This window comes from Luteibacter sp. KNZ12-1A (genome assembly GCF_056755675.1).
Genome location: NZ_JBPGXU010000173.1, coordinates 1 through 3799 on the forward strand (window position 1 = coordinate 1; position 3799 = coordinate 3799).

The window sequence follows — 3799 nt, forward strand, 5'->3', positions numbered from 1 at the left end:
CCGCTGCCGCGGGATCGCCGACAGGGTCGGCTCCCACAAGAAGCGGCTCCCACCTGAAGCGGCTTCCACCGTGAAGCGGCTTCCACCGTGAAGCGGCTTTCGCGCCTTCCGCCGATCAGGCCACCGGTTCGAAGCGGAAGCCGGTCTGGATGACCGGGTCGACCAGCCAGTGGTCGGCCAGCAGGAAGGCGAACAACACCATCAGGTAGACGATGGAATAGTTGAACATCTTCATGGCGAAGAGGTCGTCCGGCGGGTTCAGCATGCGGACCGCGTACCAGAGGAAACCCGCACCGAGCACCACCGCGCCGAACAGGTAGATCAACCCGCTCATGCCGGTGAAGAACGGCAGGAGGGTCACCACGAAGAGCAGGATCGTATAGAACAGGATGTGCCAGCGCGTGTAGGTGACGCCGTGGGTCACCGGCAGCATCGGCACCTGCGCGCGTGAATAATCCTCGACGCGGAAGATCGCCAGCGCCCAGAAATGGGGTGGCGTCCAGACGAAGATGATGAGCAGCAACTGCAACGCATACGGATGCAGGGAACCGGTGACGGCGGTCCAACCGAGCATGGGCGGTGCCGCGCCGGCGATGCCGCCGATGACGATGTTCTGCGGCGTCGCACGCTTCAGGTAGGCGGTGTAGATCACCGCATAGCCGATCAGCGAGAAGAAGGTGAGCACCGCCGTGAGCATGTTCACCAGGAACACGAGGACCAGCATCGAGACGATGCCCAGGCTCATCGCGAACACGAAGACCTGCATCGGCGTGAGCTGGCCCGTGGCCAACGGGCGATGCGACGTGCGCGTCATCAGCTTGTCGATGCGCTGGTCGATCAGGTGGTTGAACGCCGCCGCCGAAGCGGAGGCCAGCCAGATGCCGAGCGTGCCGAAGACCACGGCGTGCCAGCCGGGCAACATGCGCTGCCCGTTCGCATCCACGGCGAGGAACATGCCGATGATGGCGCAGAAGACCAGCAACGCGACGACGCGCGGCTTGGTCAGTTCGAGGTATTGACCGAGGATGCTCAAGGGGACTCCGGCACGGACAGGCGCTGCGTGCTGGCAAGCGCCACCAGCAGGGTGAACAACAACAGCGCGGCGACACCATTGTGCGCCGTGGCCACCGGCAGCGGCAGCCCGAGGTGCACGTTGCCGATGCCGAGCAGCACCTGGGCCACCAGTACCACGGCGACGGCGATACCCGCCTTGCGCAGCCCGGCCCTCGCCAGCCGGTGGGACAACCAGCCGAGGTAGCAGAAGGTCACCAGGGCGCCGATGCGATGGGCGAGTTGGATCGCACTGCGCGCGGCCATGTCGAGCACGCCGCCTTCGTAGTTGACACCGATGCCGCGCCAGAGCACGAAGGCCTGCGGGAAATCGGTCTCCGGCCACCATTGGCCAAGGCACTTGGGAAAGTCGGTGCCGCACGCGAGCGCGGCGTAGTTCGAACTGGTCCAGCCGCCGAGGGCGATCTGGCACACCAGCACGACGATGCCGATCGCGACCGGCGCACGCAAGGCGGCGAAGCGGTCGTCCGGCGTGCCGACACGCCACCAGCGCAGCGCCACCCAGGCCAGCAAGGCGAACGTCGCCAGGCCGCCGAGGAGATGGCCCATCACCACGATGGGCTTCAACAGCAGGGTCACCGTCCACATGCCGAGCATGGCCTGGAAGATGATGACGGCCAGCGCCGCCACGCCGGCCTTCCACGCGCCAGGGCGGTCGAGCGTCGCGGCGGCGATCAACGGCAAGGCGATCGCCAGCGCCGACAGGCAGGACGAGACCACGTGCTCGCCACGCATGTACATGACCACGCCCACCGCGGCGAACACCGCCGCGAGGGCGACCGACAGCACGGCGACGCGACGGCGCCACGCGGCGATCAGCGCGATCGCCAGCACCATCACGCCCAGGCTGCCGGCAAGGAAACGATGCACCTGTTCACGCCACGCCTTGTGCGTCTCGTAGGGGCGATCGGGAAAGGCTTCGTTCGCCTGCGCGATGTCCTGCGCATGGCCCGGCCAGGTGGCCTTGCCGTAGCAGGTCGGCCAATCGGGGCAGGAGAGCCCCGCGTTCGACAGACGCACGAAGGCACCGAACATCACCACGCCAAAAGCGAACAGCGCCGCGAGCAGCGCGAGCGTCCTCAGGACCTTCACGGAACGCGGCGACATCAGCGGATCACCTTCTGCAGATCCTTGCGCAGCCCGTTCGGGTCGAAACCCGCCGGGTAATACGACAACGCCGTCGCGTTGGACTCGACCAGCACGGCGGCCACGCTGTCCGGTTCGGTGGGGCGGAACTCGCCGAAAGCGTCCGCGGGATCGCTGCCGACCTTATAGGCGACCATCACCGCATCCGCCCCGGCCGCGGTCGGCGCGCCACCCAGGTAAAGCAGGCGCAGCCGGTCGGCGTTGCGGTTGAGCACGATCCGCGCATTGCGCATGAGGCCGAGGGTGTGCACGCAACGCACCGCGCAACCCGGGCCCGGCAGCGCCACCAGGGTGAGGCGCGGTTCGACGTCACGCCATGCCCAGGGCTGGCCGTCGACCTCCACGCGTACGCCGGCGAGGCTGCGCTGCGGCACGATCGGCTGCCCGTTGCCTTTGCCCTGGGGTTGCCAACCGGAAAGGGTGAGCAACCCGGCGGCGACGATCGGCGCGAGGAAGACCAGCATGATCAGGACCAGCTTGAGGCGGCCACTGCGGGGTGTCGTGGTTCGGACGGTCGGATCGGTCATGAGCTCTCGGGCCGCTACTCAGCGTCGCTTGCGGTGCAGGAGGACGAAGATCACCAGCGCCGCGAAGGCGAAGGTGAACCATTGGAATGCATAGGCGCGATGGCGTGCCGGCGGCATGAACCCCGGCGTCCAGTCGCGCGTGTAGATGCTCGCCGGATCGGCGTCCAGCAGGAGCACGCGAGGATACAGCGAGTGGCCCAGGTCGGCGCCGATTTCCTTCAGGTCCATGTAGACGACCGTCTTCTCCGCGCCCCGCTGCAAGGGCAGGCGGTCGCCGCCCATGCGGATGCCCACGCCAGGCGGCGGCACGTACAGCCCGCGGACGCTCGTCTGTCCCGCCGGCAAGGGCGGCAGGCGGGGGTTCGCGCCGGACTCCTTGGGCAGGAACCCGAGGTCGACCAGCAGGTAGGGGTCCTTGCCGAACGGGGCGAACGGCGCGTACACATGCACCCCCACCTTGCCCCCATGGGTCTGGTCGTCGAGCAGGTAGTAATGGCCCGGCACGAAGGCGCCGCGCACGTCGACTCGCGGGTAGCGGTCGTCGGGCGGAACCTCGGCCACCGCGCCGAAGTCCTCGACCTCGGCCCCAGCCGATGCGGCGAACCGCCGCAGGAGCTCGTCCTTCTCGTCCGCGCGATCCAGTTGCCAGACGCCCAGGCGCACGAAAACCAGCACGCCAGCCACGGTGAGTGCGACAGCGAACCACGTCGGACGGCGCAGGAAGGTCATGCAAGACCCTGCGTGGTGACCGCTATACTCGGATTGTCGAAATGGGGCGGAACGGTCACGTGGAAACCATCTACAAATACGCGCTGGTGATCCTGCTGCTGGTGGTGCTGTTCAACCTCGGGCAGGCCCTGTTCTTCATGATGACCGACAAGGGACAGAGTAAACGCACCGTCTGGGCCCTCACCCGCCGCATCGGCCTGTCGTTGCTGCTCATCGCCATGGTGGCGCTGGGCATCTTCATGGGCTGGCTGCACCCCCATGGGGTCGGGCAATTCTAGCGCTTGTGCCAGCAAGACCAAGGCGCGGGGGGGCCAAAGGTGCCCCCC

Annotated in this window: 5 protein-coding genes; 1 reads left to right on the forward strand and 4 read right to left on the reverse strand. The window is 67.4% G+C overall.

Annotation, left to right across the window (positions count from 1 at the left end; translation table 11 throughout):
* Window positions 1–115 precede the first annotated feature (115 nt).
* The 4 genes from cyoE to ACR9ZJ_RS19015 are packed head-to-tail and all read right to left on the reverse strand — an operon-like array spanning window position 116 to window position 3473.
* Complete coding sequence (cyoE, locus tag ACR9ZJ_RS19000; RefSeq protein WP_426285778.1) at window positions 116–1033, reverse strand: heme o synthase; 918 nt, start codon at window positions 1031–1033, stop codon at window positions 116–118.
* Window positions 1030–2178, reverse strand: a complete 1149-nt coding sequence (locus tag ACR9ZJ_RS19005; protein WP_481288646.1) for a COX15/CtaA family protein — start codon at window positions 2176–2178, stop codon at window positions 1030–1032. The genes cyoE and ACR9ZJ_RS19005 overlap by 4 nt, the downstream gene beginning before the upstream one ends.
* Complete coding sequence (locus tag ACR9ZJ_RS19010; RefSeq protein ID WP_481288647.1) at window positions 2178–2744, reverse strand: hypothetical protein; 567 nt, start codon at window positions 2742–2744, stop codon at window positions 2178–2180. The genes ACR9ZJ_RS19005 and ACR9ZJ_RS19010 overlap by 1 nt, the downstream gene beginning before the upstream one ends.
* Before the next feature lie 18 nt (window positions 2745–2762).
* Window positions 2763–3473: an SURF1 family protein gene (locus ACR9ZJ_RS19015; RefSeq protein ID WP_481288648.1), complete on the reverse strand. Its 711-nt coding sequence runs from the start codon at window positions 3471–3473 to the stop codon at window positions 2763–2765.
* Between the two features lie 41 nt (window positions 3474–3514).
* Here ACR9ZJ_RS19015 and ACR9ZJ_RS19020 point away from each other — a divergent pair, with 41 nt between their 5' ends.
* The gene (locus ACR9ZJ_RS19020) at window positions 3515–3751 is read left to right on the forward strand and encodes a twin transmembrane helix small protein (RefSeq protein ID WP_072322441.1); all 237 of its coding nucleotides are present in this window, start codon (window positions 3515–3517) and stop codon (window positions 3749–3751) included.
* The last annotated feature ends 48 nt before the right edge of the window (window positions 3752–3799 follow it).